The organism is bacterium (assembly GCA_019637795.1).
In the GTDB taxonomy this organism is placed as follows: domain Bacteria; phylum Desulfobacterota; class Binatia; order HRBIN30; family CADEER01; genus JAHBUY01.
This window is the reverse complement of the sequence record JAHBUY010000002.1, coordinates 240,846-262,388: the sequence shown is the minus strand read 5'-3', so window position 1 is coordinate 262,388 and position 21,543 is coordinate 240,846. Positions and strand designations below refer to the sequence as shown.

19 protein-coding genes are annotated in these 21,543 nt (G+C 72.1%); 9 read left to right on the top strand and 10 right to left on the bottom strand.

Going from position 1 to position 21,543, the window contains the following annotated elements:
- The first annotated feature begins 23 nt into the window (after positions 1–23).
- The gene (locus tag KF840_06480) at positions 24–1,853 is read left to right on the top strand and encodes a GAF domain-containing sensor histidine kinase (protein MBX3024540.1); all 1,830 of its coding nucleotides are present in this window, start codon (positions 24–26) and stop codon (positions 1,851–1,853) included.
- A gap of 10 nt (positions 1,854–1,863) precedes the next feature.
- Here KF840_06480 and KF840_06475 read toward each other — a convergent pair whose 3' ends face one another.
- The 5 genes from KF840_06475 to tal all read right to left on the bottom strand — a co-directional run bounded on the left by KF840_06475 (position 1,864) and on the right by tal (position 8,274).
- Complete coding sequence (locus tag KF840_06475; protein ID MBX3024539.1) at positions 1,864–2,880, bottom strand: aspartate-semialdehyde dehydrogenase; 1,017 nt, start codon at positions 2,878–2,880, stop codon at positions 1,864–1,866.
- 135 nt (positions 2,881–3,015) lie between these two features.
- Positions 3,016–4,824, bottom strand: coding sequence for a translational GTPase TypA (gene typA / locus KF840_06470; protein ID MBX3024538.1), 1,809 nt, complete (start codon positions 4,822–4,824; stop codon positions 3,016–3,018).
- A 214-nt stretch (positions 4,825–5,038) separates the two neighbouring features.
- Positions 5,039–5,485 (bottom strand): PKD domain-containing protein, encoded by a 447-nt coding sequence (locus KF840_06465; GenBank protein MBX3024537.1) that lies wholly within the window; start codon positions 5,483–5,485, stop codon positions 5,039–5,041.
- A gap of 31 nt (positions 5,486–5,516) precedes the next feature.
- Positions 5,517–7,166, bottom strand: coding sequence for a phosphoglucomutase (alpha-D-glucose-1,6-bisphosphate-dependent) (gene pgm / locus KF840_06460; GenBank protein MBX3024536.1), 1,650 nt, complete (start codon positions 7,164–7,166; stop codon positions 5,517–5,519).
- A gap of 22 nt (positions 7,167–7,188) precedes the next feature.
- Positions 7,189–8,274 (bottom strand): transaldolase, encoded by a 1,086-nt coding sequence (tal, locus tag KF840_06455; protein ID MBX3024535.1) that lies wholly within the window; start codon positions 8,272–8,274, stop codon positions 7,189–7,191.
- Positions 8,275–8,396: 122 nt separating this feature from the next.
- Here tal and KF840_06450 point away from each other — a divergent pair, with 122 nt between their 5' ends.
- Positions 8,397–9,848, top strand: coding sequence for a TldD/PmbA family protein (locus KF840_06450; protein ID MBX3024534.1), 1,452 nt, complete (start codon positions 8,397–8,399; stop codon positions 9,846–9,848).
- A gap of 13 nt (positions 9,849–9,861) precedes the next feature.
- Complete coding sequence (locus tag KF840_06445; protein MBX3024533.1) at positions 9,862–11,184, top strand: TldE/PmbA family protein; 1,323 nt, start codon at positions 9,862–9,864, stop codon at positions 11,182–11,184.
- A gap of 30 nt (positions 11,185–11,214) precedes the next feature.
- On the opposite strand, the gene dacB is transcribed toward KF840_06445, so the two are convergent.
- The gene (dacB, locus tag KF840_06440) at positions 11,215–12,615 is read right to left on the bottom strand and encodes a D-alanyl-D-alanine carboxypeptidase/D-alanyl-D-alanine-endopeptidase (GenBank protein ID MBX3024532.1); all 1,401 of its coding nucleotides are present in this window, start codon (positions 12,613–12,615) and stop codon (positions 11,215–11,217) included.
- The gene (locus KF840_06435) at positions 12,603–14,018 is read right to left on the bottom strand and encodes a di-heme enzyme (GenBank protein ID MBX3024531.1); all 1,416 of its coding nucleotides are present in this window, start codon (positions 14,016–14,018) and stop codon (positions 12,603–12,605) included. Before KF840_06435 ends, dacB begins: the two co-directional genes overlap by 13 nt.
- Positions 14,019–14,147: 129 nt before the next feature.
- Here KF840_06435 and KF840_06430 point away from each other — a divergent pair, with 129 nt between their 5' ends.
- Together KF840_06430 and KF840_06425 are read left to right on the top strand one after the other, a co-directional pair.
- Positions 14,148–14,639 (top strand): MaoC family dehydratase N-terminal domain-containing protein, encoded by a 492-nt coding sequence (locus KF840_06430; GenBank protein ID MBX3024530.1) that lies wholly within the window; start codon positions 14,148–14,150, stop codon positions 14,637–14,639.
- Positions 14,640–14,651: 12 nt separating this feature from the next.
- Entirely contained in the window at positions 14,652–15,071 is a 420-nt protein-coding gene (locus KF840_06425) for a hypothetical protein (GenBank protein MBX3024529.1), read from the top strand.
- A 40-nt stretch (positions 15,072–15,111) separates the two neighbouring features.
- Here KF840_06425 and KF840_06420 read toward each other — a convergent pair whose 3' ends face one another.
- Positions 15,112–16,923 (bottom strand): hypothetical protein, encoded by a 1,812-nt coding sequence (locus KF840_06420; GenBank protein ID MBX3024528.1) that lies wholly within the window; start codon positions 16,921–16,923, stop codon positions 15,112–15,114.
- 181 nt (positions 16,924–17,104) lie between these two features.
- Between KF840_06420 and KF840_06415 the strand changes: the two genes are divergently transcribed.
- From KF840_06415 to KF840_06405, 3 genes are all read left to right on the top strand, one after another.
- Complete coding sequence (locus tag KF840_06415) at positions 17,105–17,851, top strand: FKBP-type peptidyl-prolyl cis-trans isomerase (GenBank protein MBX3024527.1); 747 nt, start codon at positions 17,105–17,107, stop codon at positions 17,849–17,851.
- A 63-nt stretch (positions 17,852–17,914) separates the two neighbouring features.
- Positions 17,915–19,465 (top strand): acyl-CoA synthetase, encoded by a 1,551-nt coding sequence (locus KF840_06410; GenBank protein ID MBX3024526.1) that lies wholly within the window; start codon positions 17,915–17,917, stop codon positions 19,463–19,465.
- A gap of 38 nt (positions 19,466–19,503) precedes the next feature.
- Positions 19,504–19,869 carry an EthD domain-containing protein gene (locus KF840_06405; protein MBX3024525.1) on the top strand — a complete coding sequence of 122 codons (366 nt, stop codon included), beginning with the start codon at positions 19,504–19,506 and terminating at the stop codon, positions 19,867–19,869.
- 40 nt (positions 19,870–19,909) lie between these two features.
- On the opposite strand, the gene KF840_06400 is transcribed toward KF840_06405, so the two are convergent.
- A complete protein-coding gene (locus KF840_06400) occupies positions 19,910–20,317 on the bottom strand; it encodes an EVE domain-containing protein (GenBank protein ID MBX3024524.1) in 408 nt (135 codons plus the stop codon).
- A gap of 163 nt (positions 20,318–20,480) precedes the next feature.
- On the opposite strand from KF840_06400, the gene map reads away from it, so the two are divergent.
- Complete coding sequence (gene map, locus KF840_06395; protein MBX3024523.1) at positions 20,481–21,350, top strand: type I methionyl aminopeptidase; 870 nt, start codon at positions 20,481–20,483, stop codon at positions 21,348–21,350.
- 27 nt (positions 21,351–21,377) lie between these two features.
- Here map and KF840_06390 read toward each other — a convergent pair whose 3' ends face one another.
- Complete coding sequence (locus KF840_06390) at positions 21,378–21,539, bottom strand: hypothetical protein (protein ID MBX3024522.1); 162 nt, start codon at positions 21,537–21,539, stop codon at positions 21,378–21,380.
- Positions 21,540–21,543: the final 4 nt, after the last annotated feature.

The window sequence follows — 21,543 nt, the reverse complement described above, 5'->3', positions numbered from 1 at the left end:
CCGCGCTGCCGCCGGAGAACGAAGTGGCCGATAGAGCCTACGCGTCGTACCGCCGCGAGCTCCTGAGCGCGAGCGTGCCGTGGACCGCCGTCGCCGTGACCGGCGTCACCCTGCTGTTCCAGTTGAGCGTCGCCGTGGCGGCGCCCGACCGCTTCCGCGCCGAGTGGGTGCCGAACCTCATCCAGCTCGCCGTGCCGCTGCTGGCGTGGCTGGCATTTCTCGGGCCCTGGCGCGCCCACCCGGTCGGCGTGATGCAGTGCGCCGAGATCGTCTACACGGCGTCGCTGATCGGCCGCCTGGAGCTGGCGACCACCTCGACCTCCGGCACCTCGCTGTACGTCGCGGTGAAGATGCTCGCCACCGCGCTGCTGGTGCCGTGGGGGGTGCGGGTGCAGTCGATCTCCGTCGCCCTCACCATGGCGATGCTGATCGGGGCGATGGCGCTGCTGCGGCCGGACGAGGCGGCGCGCGGCGCGGCGACGCACGTGCTGCTCGGGCCGTGCATCGCGGGGCTGCTGTCGATCGCCGGGGCCGCCGCCGCCGACCGCGTGCGCCGGGCGGTCTTCGATCGCGAGCGGGCGCTGGCCGCCTCGACCGCCGACCTGCAGGACCGCGCCGCGGTCGACGAGGCGCTGGCGCGGGTGGCGCGCGAGCTGATCGCGTTGCCCGACACCAAGCGCATCCTCGACCGCCTCTGCCACCTCACCAGCGAGGCGCTGCAGTGCGACGCCAGCCACACCTACCTGTGGGACGCCGACCACCGCGAGCTGCGCGCCGCCGCCGGGTACGGCGACACGGCGGAGCAGTGGGAGACGCTGCGCGTCGTGGCGTATCCGGAGAACATGGTGCGGGACTTCGAGCGCCGGATCGCCCGCGAGGGCGTGATCCAGTACCGCGTCGAGGATCTCTCGGGGCCGCCGTCGGCGCTGTGGCGCGATCTCGGCACCACCGTCCTGCTGTGCATGGCGCTGCGGCGCGGCGACGGCCTGATCGGCGTGCAGGCGGCGGAGTACCGCGGCCGGTCCGACCTCTTCGCACCGCGCGCGTTGCGCATCGCGCAGGGGATCGCGCACCTCGCCTCGCTGGCGCTGGAGACCGCGCGGCTGGTCGAGGAGCTGGACGGGGCCAATCGACTGAAGTCGGAGTTCGTCGCCACGATGTCCCACGAGCTGCGGTCGCCGCTCAACATCATCATCGGCTACCACGAGCTGCTGCTCGACGGCGCCTTCGGGTCGCTCACCGATCGGCAGCGCGACCCGCTGCGGCGCGCCGACCGCAGCGCTCGCGAGTTGCTCGACCTGATCAGCGCCACCCTGGACCTCAGCCGCCTCGAGGCGAAGCGGATCGCGGTCGACGTCAGCGACGTCGCGATCGCCGAGCTGGTGGACGAGGTGGGGCGCGAGTACGCGACGGGGCTCGACCGTCCCGGCCTGGCGCTGCGCTGGTTCACCGGGCACGGCCTGCCGGTTCTGCGCACCGATCGGGTGAAGCTGAAGATGGTGCTCAAGAACCTGGTCGGCAACGCGGTGAAGTTCACCGACACCGGCGAGGTGTCGCTGTCGGCGTCGGCGCGCGACGGCGGCATCGAATTCGCGATCGTCGACACCGGGGTCGGCATCCCGCGCGACGCGCAGGGGATGATCTTCGAGCCGTTCCGCCAGCTCGAGGTGACCCGCACCCGCCTGCGCGGCGGCGCCGGGCTCGGACTCTACATCGTCAAGCGCCTGCTCGACGCCCTCGGCGGGACCATCTCGCTCGAGAGCGAGGTCGGCAGAGGATCGGTGTTCCGGGTGTGGCTGCCGCTCGAGGCGGCGGCGCCGATGGCCGGGACCGCCGCGGCGGCGGCCCCGTAGCGCCACGGGACTACTTCAGTCCCTGGCGGATCATCTCCTCGGCGATCTGCACGGCGTTGGTGGCGGCGCCCTTGCGCAGGTTGTCGGAGACCTCCCACAGCCACAGGCGGTCGGAGCCGAGGTCGCGGCGGATGCGGCCGACCAGCACCTCGTCGCGGCCGGCGACGTCGGCCGGGGTGGGAAAGGCGTTGTGGGCGGGGTCGTCGATCACCCGCACGCCGGGGAAGGCGGCGAGCGCGGCGCGCGCCGCCTCGGGCGTCAGCGGGCGCTCGGTCGCGATCAGGCAGGTCGCCGAGTGGCCGACCGGCACCGGCACCCGCACGCACGTCATGGTGACGTCGAGGGTCGGCATCTCCAGGATCTTGCGCGTCTCGTGCAGCAGCTTGACCTCCTCGGTCGAGTAGCCGTCGTCGCGGAAGGTCTCGCACAACGGCACGACGTTGAAGGCGATCGGCGCCGCGAAGGTGGTGGCGACCGGCGACTCGCCGCGCGCCGCGGCGGCGATCTGGGCGTCGAGCTCGTCGACGCCGGGCTTGCCGGCGCCGCTGACGGCCTGCAGGGTCGTCACCACGACCGAGGTGAGGCCGGCGGCGCGGCGGATCGGTTCGAGCGCCATCACGAAGCCGATGGTGGTGCAGTTGGGGCAGGCGACGATGCCCTGGTGGGCCGCGAGCGCATGCGGATTGATCTCGGGCACCACCAGCGGCACGCTCGGCTCCATCCGCCAGGTGCCGGACTTGTCGATCGCCACCGCGCCGCGCCGCGCCGCTTCCGGCGCCAGCTCCTTGGAGAGGGTGCCGGTGGCGGCGAAGAACACGAAGTCGGCGCCGTCGAAGGCCTCCGGGCGCGCCAGGTCGACCGGAAGATCGCGGCCGTTGAACTGGACGGTGGTGCCGGCGGAGCGCTCGCTCGCCAGCGGCCGCAGCTCGGCCACCGGGAAGCGCCGCTCCTCCAGCACCTGCAGGAGCACTTCGCCGACGGCGCCGGTCGCACCGACGATCGCGATCTTCTTGCCGTTGCCGCTCATCCAGTCAGCCTCGCTTTCGCGCCGCGATCTTCGGGGGCGGGTGCATCGGAGTCAAGGTGGTCCAACGATCGTGGCGCGCGGCTCGATCCGCGTCCTGCACGCCGCGGACGGCGAGCGCGCATCGCGTCCCGCGCCTCATTTGCGAAACGACTGGGCGAGGATGCGCTTGCGAATGCGGATCGACTGCGGGGTCACCTCGACGAGCTCGTCGTCCCCGATCCATTCGATCGCGGCCTCGAGGCCCATCTGGCGGTGCGGGGTGATGACCACGTTCTCGTCGCGGCCGGCGGCGCGGATGTTGGTGAGTTTCTTCTCCCGGACGATGTTCACGTTGAGGTCGACGTCGCGCGAGTACTCGCCGATCACCATGCCCTCGTAGACGCGCGTGCCGGGCGGGATGAACAGGGTGCCGCGCTCCTGCATGTGGAAGACGGCGTAGGGCGTCGCGACGCCCTCGCGGTCGGCCACCATGGCGCCGTTGGTGCGCGCCTGGATGTCGCCGTGCCACGGCGCCCAGCCGTTGAAGAGCGCGTTCATGATGCCGGTGCCGCGGGTCTCGGTGAGGAAGCGGGAGCGGAAGCCGATCAGGCCGCGCGACGGCACCGCGAACTCCAGGCGCACGCGCCCCGAGCCGGCGTGCGTCATCTTGGTCATCTTGCCCTTGCGCACCGCCAGGAGCTGCGAGACGACGCCGATGTAGTCCTCCGGCACGTCGACGTGCAGCAGCTCGACCGGTTCGTGCAGGACGCCCTCGTTCTGGCGCGTCACCACCTGCGGCTTCGAGACCTGCATCTCGTAGCCCTCGCGGCGCATGGTCTCGATGAGGATCGCCAGTTGCAGCTCGCCGCGGCCGGTGACCGTGAGCTGGTCGGGCGAGTCGGTGTCCTCGACCCGGATGCTGACGTTGCGCCGCTTCTCGAACACCAGGCGTTCGCGCAGCTTGCGCGAGGTGACGTACTCGCCCTCGCGTCCCGACCACGGCGAGGTGTTGGCGCCGAAGATCATGGCGATCGTCGGCTCGTCGATGCGGATGCCGGGCAGGGCGCGCGGGTGGTCCTTGTCGGCGATGGTGTCGCCGATGTTGATCTCCTCGATGCCGGCGACCGCGACGATGTCGCCGGCCGTGACGCGCGCCGTCTCGACCCGCTTGAGACCCCGCCAGCCGTAGAGCTGGGTGATCTTCACCGGCCGCTGGCCGCCGGCCGGCGTGCACAGCACGTACTGGCCGCCGCTGTCGAGGGCGCCGTGCTTGAGGCGGCCGATCGCCAGGCGGCCGACGTACTCGTTGTAGTCGAGGTTGTTGCACTGGAACTGCGTCGGCTGCGCCGGATCGACGAGCGGGCCGGGGAGGGCGTCGAGGATGAGATCGAAGAGCGGCCGCAGGTCGGCGGACTCCTGCGCCAGGTCGCGGGTGGCCGTGCCGGCGCGGGCGTTGGTGTAGACGATCGGGAACTCGAGCTGCTCCTCGGTGGCGTCGAGGTCGATGAAGAGCCCGTACACCTCGTCGACCACCTCGGCGATGCGGGCATCGGGACGGTCGATCTTGTTGATGCAGACCAGCGGGGTGAGCCCGAGGCCGAGCGCCTTCTGCAGCACGAAGCGCGTCTGCGGCAAGGGGCCCTCGGAGGCGTCGACCAGCAGCATGACGCCGTCCACCATCGCCAGCGTGCGCTCCACCTCGCCGCCGAAGTCGGCGTGGCCCGGGGTGTCGACGATGTTGATGGTGACGCCGTGATAGTCGATGGCGGTGTTCTTGGCGAGAATGGTGATGCCGCGCTCGCGCTCGAGCTCGTTCGAGTCCATCACCCGCTCCGCCACCTGTTGGTTGGAGCGGAAGATGCCGCTCTGGTGCAGCAGCGCGTCGACCAGCGTCGTCTTGCCGTGATCGACGTGGGCGATGATGGCGACGTTGCGGATGTCGGTGCGGCGGCTCTGGTCGGTCATGCGAATCCGCGACCGTACCAGCACCGCGAGGGCCGGAGAAGTGGGGGAGACGAAACCGCCGGCGCCTGGCGCGCCGCCCCCTCATCTCGCATCCTCCGGGAGGCGTTCGCGTGCAACGACGAGGGGCTCACCACGCCTCCTCGGCGCCGTCGCGGCACCGCCGGCGGCGCCGCGCCGCGAGGGGCGGGTCATGCGACCCGCCCCCCTGGGTTCGTCAGTTCGTGACCTTCACCCGCAGCTCGTCCATGCCGAGGTCGCCCTTCGGCGAGGTCACCTTCAGCATCACCTTGTGGATGCCGGCGGTGTCGAACGTGTGCGAGACCTTCGCGCCGCTGGCGGTGCCGCCGTCGCTGAAGGTCCAGGTGTAGGTCGGATCGGCGACGCCTTCCGGCGGATCGGCGGTGAAGGTGACCGCCAGCGGCGCCTTGCCGCGCGTCGGCGATGCCTCGGACCAGACGATGATCGTCTCCACCGGCTGCTTGGGCATCGCCTCCAGGTCCTTCTTGACCGAGCCCTCCTTCGGCAGCGAATCGTAGCCCTCGAGCTTGTCGAGCTGCTTGAGCTCCTGCGGGCTGTCCTCGGCCCACAGGGCGGTGTTCCCCCCCGCCAGCAGCATCAGCACCGCTGCCGCCGGCATCCAGCGCGTGATCCGGAATCGCATCCCTCCTCCTTCTCCTGGTTGGGCGGCCGACTCAGCGCGCGTCGGCGAGCGCGGCCGCGACGATGGCCTGCGCCTCTTCCTGAATGCGGCGCAGGTGCTGCTCGCTGCGGAAGCTCTCGGCGTAGATCTTGTAGATGTTCTCGGTGCCCGAGGGCCGGGCGGCGAACCAGCCGCCCTCGGTCTGGACCTTCAGGCCGCCGAAGGCGGCGTCGTTGCCGGGCGCGGTGGTGCGCATCTCGCGGATCGGCTCGCCGGCGAGCTCGGTGGCCGACACCTGGCTGGGCGACAGCCGCTGCAGCGCCGCCTTCTGCGCCGGCGTCGCCGGGGCGTCCATGCGGGCGTAGATCGGCTCGCCGTGGGCGCGGGTGAGCTCCTGGTAGTGCTGGCTGGGATCGCGGCCGGTGACGGCGGTGATCTCCGCCGACAGCAGGGCGGGAATGATGCCATCCTTGTCGGTGGTCCATACCGAGCCGTCGCGGCGCAGGAACGAGGCGCCGGCGCTCTCCTCGCCGACGAAGCCGAGGCTGCCGTCCATCAGCCCGTCGACGAACCACTTGAAGCCGACCGGGACCTCGAACAGGCGGCGGCCGAGCGCCGCCGCGACGCGGTCGATCATGCTGCTGCTGACGATCGTCTTGCCGATGCCGGCATCCGGGCGCCACGCCGCGCGGTGGCGCATGAGGTAGTCGATGCACACCGCCAGGTAGTTGTTCGGCGGCAGCAGGCCGACGCCCCGGGTGACGATGCCGTGGCGATCGTGGTCGGTGTCGCAGGCGAAGGCGATGTCGAAGCGGTCCTTGAGATCGATCAGCCGCGCCATGACGTAGGGCGACGACGGATCCATGCGGATCTTCTCGTCCCAGTCGAGGGTCATGAAGCGGAAGGTCGGATCGATGGCGTCGTTGGTGACCGTCAGGTCGAGTCGGTAGCGGTCGGCGATGCGCGCCCAGTAGTGGGTGCCGGCGCCGCCCAGCGGGTCGACGCCGAGGCGGATGCCGGAGCGCCGCACCGCGTCGAGGTCGAGCACGGCGCCGAGGTCGCTCACGTAGGCGTCGACGTAGTCGTGTTCGCGCGTCGTCGCGGCGCGGCGGGCGCGCTCGAGCGGAACGCGGCGGACGCCGCTGAGCCCGTTGGCGAGGAGCTGGTTGGCGGTCTCCTCGATCCAGCGCGTCAGGGTCGTGTCGGCGGGGCCGCCGTTCGGCGGATCGTACTTGAAGCCGCCGCCGTCGGGCGGATTGTGCGACGGGGTGACGACGATGCCGTCGGCGAGCCCGCTGCTGCGGCCGCGGTTGTGGGTCAACACCGCGTGCGAGATCACCGGGGTCGGCGTGTACTCGTCGTCCCGGGCGATGCGGACCTCGACCTCGTTGGCGGCCAGCACCTCGAGCGCGGTGGCCGCCGCCGGCACCGACAGCGCATGCGTGTCGAGGCCGAGGAAGAGGGGGCCGGTGATCCGCTGCGCGGCGCGGTACTGGCAGATCGCCTGCGTGATGGCGGCGATGTGCCATTCGTTGAAGGAGCGGTCGAACGACGAGCCGCGATGCCCCGAGGTGCCGAAGGCGACGCGCTGCGTGGCGACGGCCGGATCGGGGCGATCGGCGTAGTAGGCGGTGATCAGCTTGGGGACGTCGACCAGGTCGCCCGCGAGGGCGGGCGTCCCGGCCCGTGGGTGGTTCGGCATGTCGGCGGCGGAGGCGGGGCGGTCAGCTCGCCTGGCGCAGCGCCGCGCGCTTGCCGGCGATGCAGGCGATCAGCTCGTGCCAGGAGGTGACGAACGCCTCGGCGCCCTCCTTCTGCAGCCGCGCGGCGAGCGCGTCGAGGTCGACCCCGGCGCGGGTGAACTCGGCCAGCGTCTGCTCGCAGGTCCCGCCGTCGACCGGCATCACGCCCTCGACCCTGCCGTGGTCGGCGAAGGCGTGCAGCGTCTCCTCCGGCATGGTGTTGACCGTGTCGGGGGCGGCGAGGGCGCCGATGTACAGCGTGTCCGGCGCCTGCGGGTCCTTGGTGCCGGTGCTGGCGAGCAGCAACCGCTGCGGGCGCGCGCCGGCGGCGGCCAGCGTCCGCCAGCGCGGCGAGGCGAGCAGATCGCGGTACGCCTTGTAGGTCCGCTGCGCGATGGCGATGCCGAGGCGGGCGCGCAGCGACTCCGGCGTCTTGCCCAACACCGCTTTGTCCCAGCGGCTGATGAACACCGACGCCACCGACTGGACGCGCGGGCTCTTGCCGGCGGCCAGGCGGCGCTCGATGCCCTTCAGGTAGGCATCGGCGGCGGCCTGGTAGTGCTCGCGCGAGAACAGCAGGGTGACGTTGATCGGCACGCCCTGGAAGATGGCTTCCTCGATCGCCGGCAGGCCCTCGGGGGTGCCGGGGATCTTGATGTAGAGGTTGGGGCGTTTGGCGCGGGCGTGCAGGTCGACCGCGGCGGCGATGGTGTTGGCGGTGTCGTAGGCGAGGGTCGGCGAGACCTCCAGCGAGACGAAGCCGTCGACGCCGTCGGTGCGCTCGTGCTCGGGGCGGAAGAGATCCGCCGCCTGGGTCAGGTCCTCGATGGCGAGCTCGAAGAACAACGCTTCGTCGCTGAGGGGGGCGGCCGCCCTGGCGCGGATGGCGTCGTCGTAGAACGACGATTTCTTGATCGCCTGGTCGAAGATCGTCGGGTTGGAGGTCAGCCCGGTCACCGACAGCTCGTCGATGTAGCGCTTCAGCGTCCCGCTGGTGAGCAGGCCGCGGGTGATGTTGTCGAGCCACAGGCTCTGACCGAGCGCGTGCAGTTGTTGGGTCGGCGTCATCGCTCCTCCGCGTTCTGAGCGCCGCCATCGTCGCAGCAAGGCGCTGGGGGCGCAAGCGATACCCCGGTGGAACGGCGGGCCGTGGGGTCCTCCGCGATCGCCTTTCTGCTAGCCTGCGCGCCATGTCCGGCGACGATCTCGAGGCGGTGGCGGCGCGCTTCCGCGGCATCGCGCCGGCCGCCGATGCCTGCACGCTGCGCCTGGTGGCGGAGCGCGACGAGCATCTGGCGGTGCGCCGCGGCGTCGTGCAGCCGCCGCGCGTCGGCTACGACCGCGGGGCGATGCTCACCGTCTGGGACGGCGGCGGCGTCGGCTACGCCGCGACCTCGGACCTCAGCGCCGGCGGGCTGGCGGCCGCCGCGGCGCGGGCGCGCGACTGGGCGCGCGCCACGGCGGCGATCCACGTGCTGCGGGGGCTGCCGCCGCCGATCCTGCCGCGCGACGGGGTCTACGTGTCGCGGGTGGCCGAGCCCTGGGAGGCGCTGCCGTTGGCCGACAAGGTCGACCTGCTGCGTCGCGAGGAGGAGCGGCTGGGCGGCGATCCGCGCCTGGTCGACCGCGAGGCCGGCCTCTGGCACACCGCGCTCGACACCCTGCTGGTCGACGCCGACGGCGGGCGGGTGGCGCAGCGTTTCTCGTTCGTCGTCCCGACCCTCAGCGCCACCGCCAACGCCGGATCCGACACGCAGACCCGCACCTTCGGCGGGCACGCCTTCTGCCGCCAGGGCGGGCTCGAGGTGCTGCGCGACACCGGCTTCCTCGAGGCCGCGCCGTGCATCGCGGCGGAGGCGCTGGCGCTGCTGGCGGCGCCCGAGTGCCCGACCGGGGTCGCCGACCTGGTGATCGCGCCCGACCAGATGATCCTGCAGCTCCACGAGTCGATCGGCCATCCGCTCGAGCTCGACCGCATCCTCGGCGACGAGCGCAACTACGCCGGCCGCAGCTTCGTCACCGCCGACATGTTCGGCCGCTACCAGTACGGCTCGCCGCTGCTCAACGTCACCTTCGATCCGAGCCGCGCCGGCGAGCTCGCCAGCTATGGCTTCGACGACGAGGGGCAGCCGGCGAGCCGGGTGCCACTGATCCGCGACGGCATCCTGTTGCGCCCGCTCGGCTCGCGCACCTCGCAGCTCCGCGCCGGGCTCGCTGGCGTCGCCAACGCCCGCGCCGCGAGTTGGAACCGGCCGCCGATCGATCGCATGGCGAATCTCAACCTCGAGCCGGGCGATCAGTCGCTGGCGGCGCTGGTCGGCGCGGTCGAGCGCGGCGTCTACGTCGAGACCAACTGCTCGTGGTCGATCGACGACTCGCGCAACAAGTTCCAGTTCGGCTGCGAGTGGGGCCGGCGCATCGTCGACGGCGCGCTCGGCGAGGTGGTGAAGAATCCCAACTACCGCGGCATCTCCGCGACCTTCTGGCGCAGCCTGGCGGGCGTCGGCGGCGAGGACACCCTGCAGGTGCTGGGGACGCCGTGGTGCGGCAAGGGCGAACCCAACCAGGTGATCCGCGTCGGCCATGCCGCGCCGGCGTGCCTGTTCCGCGCCGTCGAGGTCTTCGGCGGCGCCGCCGCATAGCCCGCGCGTCACCATGCAGACCGAGTTCGCCACCATCGTCGAGGCCATCCCGCCGCTGTTGCGCGGCGAGGAGATCTACACCTGTTACTTCGCCGGGGAGGAGTCGGAGTTCGTGCGCTTCAACGCCGGCGCGGTCCGCCAGGCGGGCGCGGTGACGCAGCGGACGCTCAGCGTCGACCTGATCGAGGGGCGGCGCCACGCCGCCGGTTCGCTGACCCTGAGCGGCGATCCCGCGGGCGACCGCGACCGGCTCGCCCACCTGATCGGCGAGCTGCGCGCCATGCGCGCGCAGCTCGCCGAGGACCCGTACCTGCACTACGCCACCGAGGTGCGTTCGAGCGCGCGACGGGTCGCCGCCGCGCTGCCCGCCGCGGCCGACGCCACGGCCGCGATCCGTTCCCTGGCGCGGCATGGCGATCTGGTCGGCATCTACGCCGCCGGCGCCATGCACGCCGGCTTCGCCAACTCCTTCGGGCAACGCAACTGGGACAGCAGCGAGAACTTCAACCTCGACTGGAGCTTCTTCCACGCCGCCGACAAGGCGGTGAAGGGCGCCTACGCGGGGATTACATGGGATGACGGGGAGTTGGCGCGCAAAGCTGAAGCGTCGGCGGAACAGATGACGGTGCTCCGGCAGCCGTCGCGGAGGATCCCGCCGGGCCGCTATCGGGTGTACCTGGCGCCGGCGGCGCTGTGGGAGTTGATGAGCGTTCTCGGTTGGGGCGGCTTCGGTCTGCGCGCCCACCGGACGAAGACGACGCCGCTGCTCAAGATGATCGAGGAAGGGGTCCGCCTGCACCCGGACGTGTCGCTGGCCGAGCACACCGCCGAAGGGATCGCGCCGGGCTTCCAGGACGCGGGGTTCATCCGTCCGCCGCGGGTGTCGTTGATCGAGGGCGGGTCGTATCGGGACTGCCTGGTGTCGCCGCGCTCGGCGATCGAGTACGGGGTGGCAACCAACGGCGCCTCGGCGGGGGAGACGCCGTCGTCGCTCGAGATGGCGGCGGGGACCCTGCCGCTCGACCGCGTGCTCGGCGAGCTCGGCACCGGCATCTACGTCGGCAACCTCTGGTACCTGAACTTCTCCGACCGCGCCGCGTGCCGGACCACCGGGATGACCCGCTTCGCGACCTTCTGGGTCGAGGGCGGGGTGATCCAGTCGCCGATCGACGTCATGCGCTTCGACGAGACCGTGTACCGCATGCTCGGCGAGCGCCTGATCGGTCTCACCGCCGAGCGCGAGCTGATCCTCGACCCGGGAACCTACTTCCAGCGCTCGCGCGACAGCGCCCGCCTGCCCGGGGCGCTGATCGACGACTTCACGCTCACCCTGTGAGCCTGGGCCGCGCTCCCGCGCGGCCTCCGGCTATTGCACCAGGGCTTCGACGAAGGCGTCGTTGCAGGCGACGGCGGCCAGGTCGCCGGCGGGGGATTCGTTGTTGAGGATGGAGAAGACGAGCTCGCGGCCGTCGCCGGCGCGGGCGTAGCCGGACAGCGAGGCGACGCCGTTGATCATGCCGGTCTTGGCGCGGGCGCGGTCGAGCGCCCCGCCGGCGCGGTGCGCCAACGTGCCGTCGCGGCCCGCGATCGGCAGGGCGGCGGCGAGCTCGGCGCCGAAGGCGAACGAGGCGCGGGCGACGCGCAGCGCGCTCACCAGGGTGCGCGGCGTCACCCGATCGGCGGCGGCGAGGCCGGAGCCGTCGAGCATGGACAGCCCGTTCTGCTCGATGCCGAGGGCCGCCAGTTGCGCGCGCACGGCGGCGATGCCGCTCGCCCAGCTCCCCGGCGCGCCGCTGGCGCGCGCCCCGAGGTTCTTCACCAGCATCTCGGCGATGTTGTTGTTGCTCCACTTCATCAGCAACGCGGCGATGTCGCGCAGCGGCTGGCCGCGGTAGGCGAGCAGCTCGCGATAGTCCGGCGGCAGGGGGCCGAGCCGATCGGGACCCTCGACCGCGATGCCGAGCGCGGCGAGCTGCAGGCGGAGCAGGGCGGCGGTGTAGCGCACCGGATCGGTGACGCTGCGCTGCACGGTGGTGGCGGCGGCGCCGGCGCGGACGCTGCCGCCGACGCGGACCCGCTCGCGTCCGCCGTCGCTGTCGCGCTCGACGCTGATCGGCGCGTCGCCGCCGACCCGCACGGCATCGCTGAGGGCGAAGAACGGCAGCGGCGGGTCGATGCTGACCCGCGCCGGCAGCCCGGCGCGCGCCGGCGGCGCGATCTCGACCGAGAAGGCGCCGTAGTTGGCGGTGAGCGCCGACACCGGCGCGTGGTAGGCGCGGGCCGAGGGGGCGCCCCAGGCCGGGTTCCAGCGCTCGCCGTCGAAGTACGAGTCGTCGAGCAGGAGGCCGTCGCGCACCCGGCGCAGGCCGCGCCGCTGCAGGTCGGCGGCCAGCCGCCACAACTCTTCGGAGGTGAGCGCCGGATCGCCGCCGCCGCGCAGCGCCAGCACGCCGACGCTCCCGTCGGCGTCGAGCGGGCGATCGCTGGCGACGGTGGTGGTGAACTGGTGCGCCGGACCGAAGGCCGCCAACGCGGCGACCGCGGTCAGGACCTTCATGTTCGAGGCCGGGGCCAGCGGCGTCTCGGCATCGTGGGCGAACAGCTCGGCGCCGGAGGCGGCGTCGACCACCAGGGCCGCGACCTTGGCGCCGCGACAGCCGGGCTGGCGCAGCACCGTCGCGAGGCGCTGGTCGATCTCGGTCGCGCGCGCCGCGGTCGCCGCGAGGACGACGGCGGCGACCGCCGCCGCCGCGCTCAGGCGGCGCATCCGTCGAGCAGCGAGCGCACGGCGCGGATCAGCTCGCCGACGCTGACCGCGCCGTCGGCGTCCTCGTCGGCCGCCACGCACAGCGCCAGCGAGGTATCGCCGAGGCTGACGCCGACCGCGGCGACCAGATCGTTCACCGTCACGGTGCCGTCGAGCGAGCAGTCGCCGGGGCAGGCGACGGGCTGGAACGGGTCGGCGAAGCGCGGATTGGTGAGGAAGTCCTGGTCGGTGAGCGCGTCGAAAAAGGCGAGCAGGTCGGCGCGCTGCTTGTCGGTGAGGTTGAAGCGGACGATGAACTGGCCGCGCGCCGGGCTCGCCGCGCCGACGCCGGCGTAGGGGCCGTCGCTGATCGTGCGGCCGCCGGCGGCGTAGTGGTCGAGCACCTCGCTGAGGGTGGCGATGCTGCCGTCGTGCATGTACGGGCCGGTGACGGCGATGTTGCGCAGGGTCGGCGCCTTGAACTTGCCCATGTCGCCGCTCTTGCCGGTGATGCTGTAGGCGCCGGTATTGTCGGGCGGGTAGCAGCCCATCGCCTGTGGACCGGTGCCGCTGCACTGGGTCGCGGGCGGCGTCGTGTCGCACTGCGGCAGGTCGATGTCGGGCAGGCCGAAGTCGGCGCAGCGCAGGTTGTAGAGCGCGTTGTTGTGCATCGGCCGCTCGGCGATGGTGCCCGAGTGGTCGACCGAGGCGGTGAAGTTGAAGCCGCCGTGGCAGTGCGAGCATTCGCGGAAGACGCCGGCGCCGAAGTCGGCATCGAAGAACAGCACCTCGCCGCGCTTGGCGGAGGCGGAGATGGCGTTGTCGTCGAGGCCGAGGGCGTAGCGGTCGTACGGCGAGTTGCCGGAGATCAGGGTCCGCTCGAAGGAGGCGATGGCCTTGGTGATGGCGTCGAGCGACACCGGATCCGCCTCGCCCGGGAACGCTTCGGCGAACAGGCGCCGGTAGCGGGCGTCGGCCTTCAGGCGGGCGAACAGCTCCTCCTCCCTGCCGGTGAGGCCGAGCTCGATCGGGTGCTCGCCGAACATCGGGATCAACGCCTGCGTCTCGAGCGCGAAGAGCCCGGGGTTGTTCCAGGCGAGGGTGCCGGCGTAGGCGACGTTGGCCAGCGACATCGAGCCGCGCGGGTGGCTCTCCCCGGTCGAGCCGACGGCGCGCGGGCGGCCGTCGGTGAACGCCAACGCCTGCTGATGGCAGGTGGCGCAGGCGAAGGTCTGATTTCCGGACAGGCGGGTGTCGTAGAAGAGGAAGCGCCCGAGCTCGATCTTCTCCCAGGTGAGCGGATTGTCGGCCGGGATGTTCGGGGCCGGGAAGCCGCGCGGCAACTGCAGCGCGTACGGGGTCTCGGCGACCGCCGGTCCGGCCGCGAGGGTCGCGAGGGCAGCGAGCAGAAGAATGCGCCGCATGAACACCGTGCAAAACAGTGCGCGCCCGGTTCGGCAAGGTCAAGGCGTGCGACCGGATGCCGCACGCCGCCGGTCCGTTGCCACCGCGACCGCTGCCCGTTATACGGCCGGCCGCGAGGGAGGCAGGCGATGGCGAAGGCATTCGAGCTCAGCGACGAGATGCGGGCCCAGATCGGGCGCGAGTCGCCGCCGTGGACGGCCGAGGTGACGACGACCAGCGTGCGCGCCTTCGCGCGCGGCGTCGGCTACACCGACCGCGTCTACTTCGACGTCGCGGCGGCGCAGGCGGCCGGCTACCGCAACCTGCCGGCGCCGCCGACCTATCTCGGCACGCCGGTGTTCATTCCCGGCGAGTCGGACAACACCTTCAGCGCGCCGCGGGCGGCGCGGGTCGGCGTCAACCACGGTCTCAAGGGGCTGCTCGACGGCGGCACCGACACCGAATACTTCGGCGACATCTGCGCCGGCGACACGCTGACCGTGGTGTCGCGCATCGCCGGCCTCGACGTTCGCGTCAGTCCCTCGCTCGGCAAGATGCTGCTGATGACCACCGAGACCGTGTACACCAACCAGCTCGGCCAGCGCGTCGCGGTGCAGCGCGGCCAGGCCATCTTCTATTGAGCGGAGGCCGTCGTGGCGATCACCTGGGAATCGGTCAACGAAGGCGACGCGCTGCCCGAGCTGCGCAAGAAGCCGGACGTCGAACAACTGGTGAAGTACGCCGCCGGCTCGGGCGACTTCAATCCGCTGCACTACGATTTCAACTTTCCGCAGGCCAAGGAGATCGGCTCGATCATCGTCCACGGCCGCTTCAAGTACGCGGCGCTCGGCGAGCTGGTCTCCAACTGGCTCGGTCATCACGGCCGCGTGCGCCGCATCGCCTGCCAGTATCGCGGCATGGATTTCCCCCATCAGGACATCGTCTGCCGCGGCCGGGTGAAGCGGAAGTGGGAGGAGAACGGCGAGAAGCTGGTCGAGCTCGAGGTCTGGACCGAGAACCCGGAGGGCAAGAAGACGACGCCGGGCAGCGCGGTCGTCGTGCTGACGACGTGAGTGTCGGGCGCTGGCGCGCCGCGCGCGGTCGGCGCGGCGTTCAGCACCCGTCGAGCGCGTTGCCGACCGCCTGGATCAGCTCGCTGATCGACACCATGCCGTCGCCGTTGACGTCGAAGGCGGGGCAGTTGTCGACCGGCTGATTGCCGAGGGCGATGTTGACGCCGACGATCAGGTCGGCGACCGAGACGCTGCCGTCGCCGGTGCAGTCGCCGACGCAGAACGGCGGCGTCGGCGTGGGGGTCGGCGTCTCGCTGGGCGAGCCGTTCGGGGCGTCGCCGGTCGGCGTGGGGGGCGGCGTCGCCGTGTCGGTGGAACCCGGCGGCACGGTGACGGTGACGGTCGGCGTCGGCGTCGGCGTGTCGACCCCGGCGCAGGGGATGATGGCGGCGTCCTGCACCAGCGTCAGCGCCGGCTGGATCGAGGCGCCGGCGAGGATCTGCGGCGCGTGGCCCGGGCCGGCGTAGCGGGCGCGGTTCAGTCCCGTGGCGACGTCGGCGCGCAGGGTGCCGGCGATGCTGCTGTGGTCGCGGCCGACCAGGGTGTTGTCGCCGGAGGGGCGCAGGCTGGAGAGACGGCCGCCGGTGGCGATCCGCAGCTCGCAGGCGGTGAGCCGGATGCTGCCGCCGGTGCTGCCGGCGGTGTTGCCGCCGTCGGCGATCAGGCTGCCGGCGACGACGACCTCGGCGCCATCGAGGTCGATGGTGCCGCCCCCGCCCGTGCCGCTGGCGGCGGCGTTGACGGTGGCGCCGGCGGCGACGGTGATGGTGGTCTCGCTGCTGATGTCGACGTCGCCGCCGCCATCCGCGCCGCCGCCGATCTGGATCGAGCCGCCGAGGGCGATGGCGCCGCCGGCGTCGAGGCTGATGGTGCCGCCGCTGCCGTCGCTGCCGGGCGACGAGGCATCGATGCGGCCGCGCAGGCTGAGGTCGCCGATGTCGGCGATGAGCTCGATCTCGCCCCCGACGCCGTCCGGGCTGCCCGCCACCGCGGCGATGCGATTGGCGGCGCGCTCGGCGCGGATGCTGGCGCCGGTGAGCGAGATCGAGCCGCCGTCGCCGCCGCCGTCGTCGGCATTGCCGCTGCGGCCGTTGGCGGTGAGATCGCCCTCGATCACCAGGTCGCCGCCGGCGGTGGCGGTGATCTCGCCGCCGCTGCCGGCGGTGCGGCTGGCGCTGGTGGTGACGACGGCGCTGGCGCTGACGGTGGCGGCGCCCGCGCTGGTCAGCGTGACGCTGCCGCCGTCGCCGCCGGTTGCCGTCAGGCTGCCGCCGAGGGAGAGGCTGCCGCTGGCGATCACCTTCACGTCGCCGCCGAAACTGTCCGGTCCGCCGTGCACGTCGACGCTGCCGGAGATGGTGACGTCGGTGCCGGTGAGGCTGACCGCGCCGCCGCTCTGGGCGTTGCTGAACGCGTCGATGCTGCCGGTGACGATCAGCGGGCCGCTGCTGGTGATGATCAGCGTGCCGCCGGGAGCGCCGGAGAGGTCGGCGCGGCCGGCGGCGAGCACGCTGTCCGCGACGACGGTGATGGTCGCGCCGGCGATGCTGGTGGTCCCCTTGCCTTGCAGCTTGCCGCCGCTCTCGATGCGGAATTCCCCGGCGCGCAGCGTCATGGCGCCGCTGGTCAGGTTGAGCGTGCCGAGGATCGACAGACGCCGACTGCCGACGTCGATGACCGAGCCGGGGGTGACCGTCTTGGTGCCGGTGATGGTGCAGGGATTGGCGGACGGGGCGCAGAGGTCGTCGGCGGTCGTCGCCAGGGCGGGGGTGGCGATGACGGTGGCGGCGAACACGAGCAGGCGGCGGATGGCGGCGGTCGGCGGCAGGGGCGGCTCCTTCGTGGCGCTCACGCTACCAGCGCCCATTCTCTAAGGCACGGCCGAAGCGCCCCTTTTGCTGCACGGCGGGATGGGATTCCTCGTCTTCTCACCTGGAGGCGCCGCGGACGCCGCCGCCGCTTGGCAGCTCTCGGGGGATTCGGCTAGACGTGGGCGGCTGGTCTTCGCCCACCCACTCTCGAAAGGAGAATGCATGTTCACCCGCACCACCACCGTGCTGGCCCTGGTCTTGGGCCTGGCCGCGCCGGCATTCAGCCAGGCGAAACTGGACACCGACGAACAGAAGACGATCTACGCGCTCGGTGTCGCGCTGTCGCAGAGCCTACAGCCCTACTACCTGACGCCGGACGAGGTGAAGCTGGTCCAGCAGGGACTGGTGGACGGGCTGGCGAACAAGGAGCAGATCGACCTCAAGGACTACCGCGCCAAGCTGCAGCAGCTCGCCCAGGATCGGGCCAAGACGGCGGCCGAGGCGGAGAAGAAGGACGCCCAGGGCTTCCTCGACAAGATGGCGAAGGAGAAGGGCGCGCAGAAGAGCGAGAGCGGCCTCATCTTCTTCGAGCTGGCGCCGGGCAACGGCGAGAGCCCGAAGGCCACCGACACGGTGAAGGTGCACTACCACGGCACGCTGCGCGACGGCACCGTGTTCGACAGCTCGAAGGAGCGCGGCACGCCGGCGACCTTCCCGCTGAACCGCGTCATCCCGTGCTGGACCGAGGCGGTGCAGAAGATGAAGGTCGGCGGCAAGGCGAAGATCATCTGCCCGTCGAGCATCGCCTACGGCGACCGCGGGGCGCCGCCGAAGATCAAGCCGGGCGCGCCGCTGGTCTTCGAGGTGGAGCTGCTGGAGATCGAGAAGCCGGCGGCCGGCGCGTCGGGCGCCCCGGGCGCGGCCCCGAACCCGGCCGAGAAGCCGGCTGAGAAGCCGGCCAGCAAGTAGTCACGTCTCAACCCAGGGTGCGGCGCGACCGATGCGGTCGCGCCGCATCGCGGAGAGCCGCCCATGTCAGAGTACGGATTCTGGAATCTCGCCCAGCGCGACCCCCAGCACCTGGCGCTGGTCGAGCCCGACGGGCGCGCGTGGCGCGCCGGCGAGCTGCTGGCCGAGGCCAACCGCCTGGTGCACGGGTTGCGGGCGCTCGGCCTGCAGCAGGGCGACTGCGTCGCCACCTGCCTGCCGAACGGCGCGGCGATGATCGTCACCTACCTCGCCGCCATGCAGTCGGGGTGGTACCTGACGCCGATCAACAACCACCTCACCGCCGGCGAGGTGGGCTACATCGTCGGCGACTGCGAGGCGAAGGCGTTCATCGGCGCCGAGCGTTTCGCCGCCATCTGCGCCGGCGCGGCGCGCGAGGCCGGGCTGCCGGAGAGCGCCTGCTACGCGGTCGGCACGGTGCCGGGCTTCCGGTCCTTCGCCAGCCTCGTCGAGGGGCAGTCGGCCGAGCTGCCGGGCGACCGCGTGGCCGGGCAGGTGATGAACTACACCTCGGGCACCACCGGGCGTCCGAAAGGGGTGCGGCGGCCGCTGGCGCCCTACGATCCCGACGCCGTCTGCTCGATGTTCGCGATGTTCCTCGGCATGTTCGGCATCCAGCCGCACGCCGACAACGTCCACCTCTGCGGCTCGCCGCTCTACCACACCGCGGTGCTGGTGTTCGCCGCCTCGTCGCTGCACTACGGCCACACCGTGGTGCTGATGGACAAGTGGACGCCGGAGCTGTGCCTGGAGGCGATCCAGCGCCATCGGGTCACCACCAGCCACATGGTGCCGACCCAGTTCCACCGCCTGCTGGCGCTGCCCGAGGAGGTGAAGCGCCGCTACGACGTGTCGTCGCTGCGCCACATGGTGCACGCCGCCGCGCCGTGTCCGGTGGACGTCAAGCGCCGCATGCTCGAGTGGTGGGGACCGGTGATCTACGAGTACTACGCCGCCAGCGAGGGCGGCGGCACGCTGGTGACGCCCGAGGAGTGGCTGCGCTACCCCGGCACCGTCGGCCGCGCCTGGCCGAGCTCGGAGATCCGCATCTACGACGACGCCGGCAATCCCTGTCCGGTCGACGCGCCGGGCACCGTGTACATGGCGCTCGGCGCCGCCGACTTCAAATACCACAAGGACGATGGCAAGACGGCGGCCAACCGGCGCGACGGCTTCTTCACCGTCGGCGACATCGGCTACCTGAACGCCGACGGCTACCTGTTCCTCTGCGATCGCAAGATCGACATGATCATCTCCGGCGGCGTGAACATCTATCCGACCGAGGTCGAGGCGCAGCTTCTCCAGCATCCGAAGATCGCCGACGCGGCCGTCTTCGGCATCCCGCACGAGGACTGGGGCGAGGAAGTGAAGGCGGTGGTCGAACCGGCGCCCGGTGTCACGCCGGGCCCGGCGCTCGCCGAGGAGATCCTCGCCTGGTGCGGCGAACACATCGCCCGCTACAAGGCGCCGCGCTCGATCGACTTCGTCGACAGCATGCCGCGCGATCCCAACGGCAAGCTGTACAAGCGCAAGCTGCGCGACCCGTACTGGGCGGGCAGGGAACGGGCGATCTGAGCCGGCGCCGCCGGCGCGATGGCGCCCCGCGCACTCCCATGCTCAAGCTCCTCTTCTGCCTGCACCGCCTGCCGCGCCTGAGCCGCGGGGAGTTCCAGCGCTACTGGCTGGAGACGCACGGGCCGCTGGTGCGGCGGCACGCGGCGGCGCTGCGGATCCGTCGCTACGTGCAGTCGCACGCCGGGGACGGGGCGCTCGACGCGGCGCTGCAGGCGAACCGCGGCGCGCTCCCCGGCTACGACGGGGTCGCCGAGCTCTGGTGGGATTCGGCGGAGGAGCTGGCGGCGGCGACCGCGAGCCCGCAGGGCCGCGCCGCCAGCCTCGCGCTGCTCGAGGACGAGCGGCGCTTCATCGACCTCGGCCGCTCGACGCTCTTCGTCGCCACCGAGCGCGAGATCGTCTAGCGCGGGCTGGCAGCCCGCGTCCGCCGCGCGCCGGCGGCCGTCAACGCTGCCGGCCGCCGATCTTCACGATGGCGTCGAACTCCGCCTTGCGCACCGGCTGCACCGACAGCCGCGACTGCCGCAGCAGCACCATCTCGCGCAGCGCCGGTTCCGCCTTGATGCGCTCGAGCGTCACCGGCGTTTTCAGGGCGTGGACGGGCTCGACGTCCACCACCGTCCAGTCCGGCGCCTTGGGGTCGGCATAGGGAGCGGAGGCGATGCGCGCCACGCCGGGGATGCTGCGCTCGTTGACCGAGTGGTAGAACAGGGCCAGGTCGCCGGGCCGCATGGCGCGCAGGTTGTTGCGCGCCTGGAAGTTGCGGACGCCGTCCCAGACCGTGCGGCGGTCGCGCTGCAGATCGGCCCAACTGTAGGTGCCGGGCTCCGATTTCATCAGCCAGTAGTTCATCGCGCCTCCCGGCGGGCAGGCCTAGCGGAGCGGCCGTCCCCCGGCAACGCGGCGCGGTGTCGTCCCTCGGGGGGCCGACGCGGACGCCTCGGCCCCCCGGCACGGACCCGGTGCACGGACCCGGTTGGCCAACTCGCGGGCGTCGGCTATCCTGCCGACTCCTATGACGCGCAAGAAGCGCAAGCGGAAGGACGACCGACGCCCGGGCGCGTCGACCCTCGGGCCGTTCGAGATCGAGAAGATGCGCGCCGCCGGCCGCTTCGCGGGCGAGCTGCTCGACCTCGTCGAGGGGCAGATCCGGGCGGGCATGAGCACCGCCGACATCGACCGCCTGGTCGACGAGGCGACCCGGGCCCGCGGCGCGGTCAGCGCCCCGTATCGCTACCACGGCTTCCCGGCGCACTGCTGCACCTCGGTCAACGACGTCGTCTGCCACGGCATCCCCGATCCCGAACGGGTGCTGCGCGAGGGCGACATCGTCAACGTCGACGTCACCCCGATCCTCGATGGCTTCCACGGCGACGCGTCGCGCACCTTCCTGATCGGCGAGGTGTCGCCGAAAGCGCGCCAGCTCGTGCAGGATACCTACCGCGCGCTGTGGCGCGGCATCTCGGCGGTGCGGCCGGGCGCCACCACCGGCGACATCGGACACGCCATCCAGAGCTTCGTCGAGCCGCGCGGCTACTCGGTGGTGCGCCAGTTCTCGGGGCACGGCATCGGGCGTCTGTTCCACACCGCGCCGGCGATCCTGCACTACGGCAAGCCGGGGAGCGGCGAACGCCTGCTGCCGGGGATGACGTTCACCATCGAGCCGATGATCAACCTCGGCGACTGGCGCTGCCAGGTGCTGCGGGACGGCTGGACGGCGGTGACCGTCGACGGCTCGCTCTCGGCGCAGTTCGAGCACACGCTGCTGGTCACCGAGCGCGGCGTCGAGGTGCTCACCCTCGGCAGCCACGAGCAGGCGCGGATCGAGCCCAGCCCGCTGGCGGCCAACGTCGAGCCGCCGCTGCGCGTCGGCGCGGTCGTCTGAGCGGGCCGCGCCCCGCCGGCGCGGCGCTCACCAGCAGAGCAGCGGCAGCCCCTGGGGATCCGGCGCGCACGCCGGCGCGCAGTGGATGCCGCCCGGCGGCACGGTGTTGGGCAGGCGGGTCTGCACCAACTCGTACTCCGGCTCGCTGCGATCGACCACCAGGATGGCGATGATGGCGACCAGCGCCACCACG

Bases quoted from the DNA above. Each gene is read 5' to 3' on its own strand.
- map (MBX3024523.1), top strand. From the start codon at position 20,481: ATGACGCGCAAGAAGCGCAAGCGGAAGGACGACCGACGCCCGGGCGCG.
- KF840_06430 (MBX3024530.1), top strand. From the start codon at position 14,148: ATGGCGAAGGCATTCGAGCTCAGCGACGAGATGCGGGCCCAGATCGGG.
- typA (MBX3024538.1), bottom strand. From the start codon at position 4,824: ATGACCGACCAGAGCCGCCGCACCGACATCCGCAACGTCGCCATCATC.
- dacB (MBX3024532.1), bottom strand. From the start codon at position 12,615: ATGCGCCGCCTGAGCGCGGCGGCGGCGGTCGCCGCCGTCGTCCTCGCG.
- KF840_06405 (MBX3024525.1), top strand. From the start codon at position 19,504: ATGCTCAAGCTCCTCTTCTGCCTGCACCGCCTGCCGCGCCTGAGCCGC.
- KF840_06450 (MBX3024534.1), top strand. From the start codon at position 8,397: ATGTCCGGCGACGATCTCGAGGCGGTGGCGGCGCGCTTCCGCGGCATC.
- KF840_06475 (MBX3024539.1), bottom strand. From the start codon at position 2,880: ATGAGCGGCAACGGCAAGAAGATCGCGATCGTCGGTGCGACCGGCGCC.
- KF840_06445 (MBX3024533.1), top strand. From the start codon at position 9,862: ATGCAGACCGAGTTCGCCACCATCGTCGAGGCCATCCCGCCGCTGTTG.
- KF840_06410 (MBX3024526.1), top strand. From the start codon at position 17,915: ATGTCAGAGTACGGATTCTGGAATCTCGCCCAGCGCGACCCCCAGCAC.
- pgm (MBX3024536.1), bottom strand. From the start codon at position 7,166: ATGCCGAACCACCCACGGGCCGGGACGCCCGCCCTCGCGGGCGACCTG.
- KF840_06415 (MBX3024527.1), top strand. From the start codon at position 17,105: ATGTTCACCCGCACCACCACCGTGCTGGCCCTGGTCTTGGGCCTGGCC.
- KF840_06400 (MBX3024524.1), bottom strand. From the start codon at position 20,317: ATGAACTACTGGCTGATGAAATCGGAGCCCGGCACCTACAGTTGGGCC.
- tal (MBX3024535.1), bottom strand. From the start codon at position 8,274: ATGACGCCGACCCAACAACTGCACGCGCTCGGTCAGAGCCTGTGGCTC.
- KF840_06465 (MBX3024537.1), bottom strand. From the start codon at position 5,485: ATGCGATTCCGGATCACGCGCTGGATGCCGGCGGCAGCGGTGCTGATG.
- KF840_06435 (MBX3024531.1), bottom strand. From the start codon at position 14,018: ATGCGGCGCATTCTTCTGCTCGCTGCCCTCGCGACCCTCGCGGCCGGA.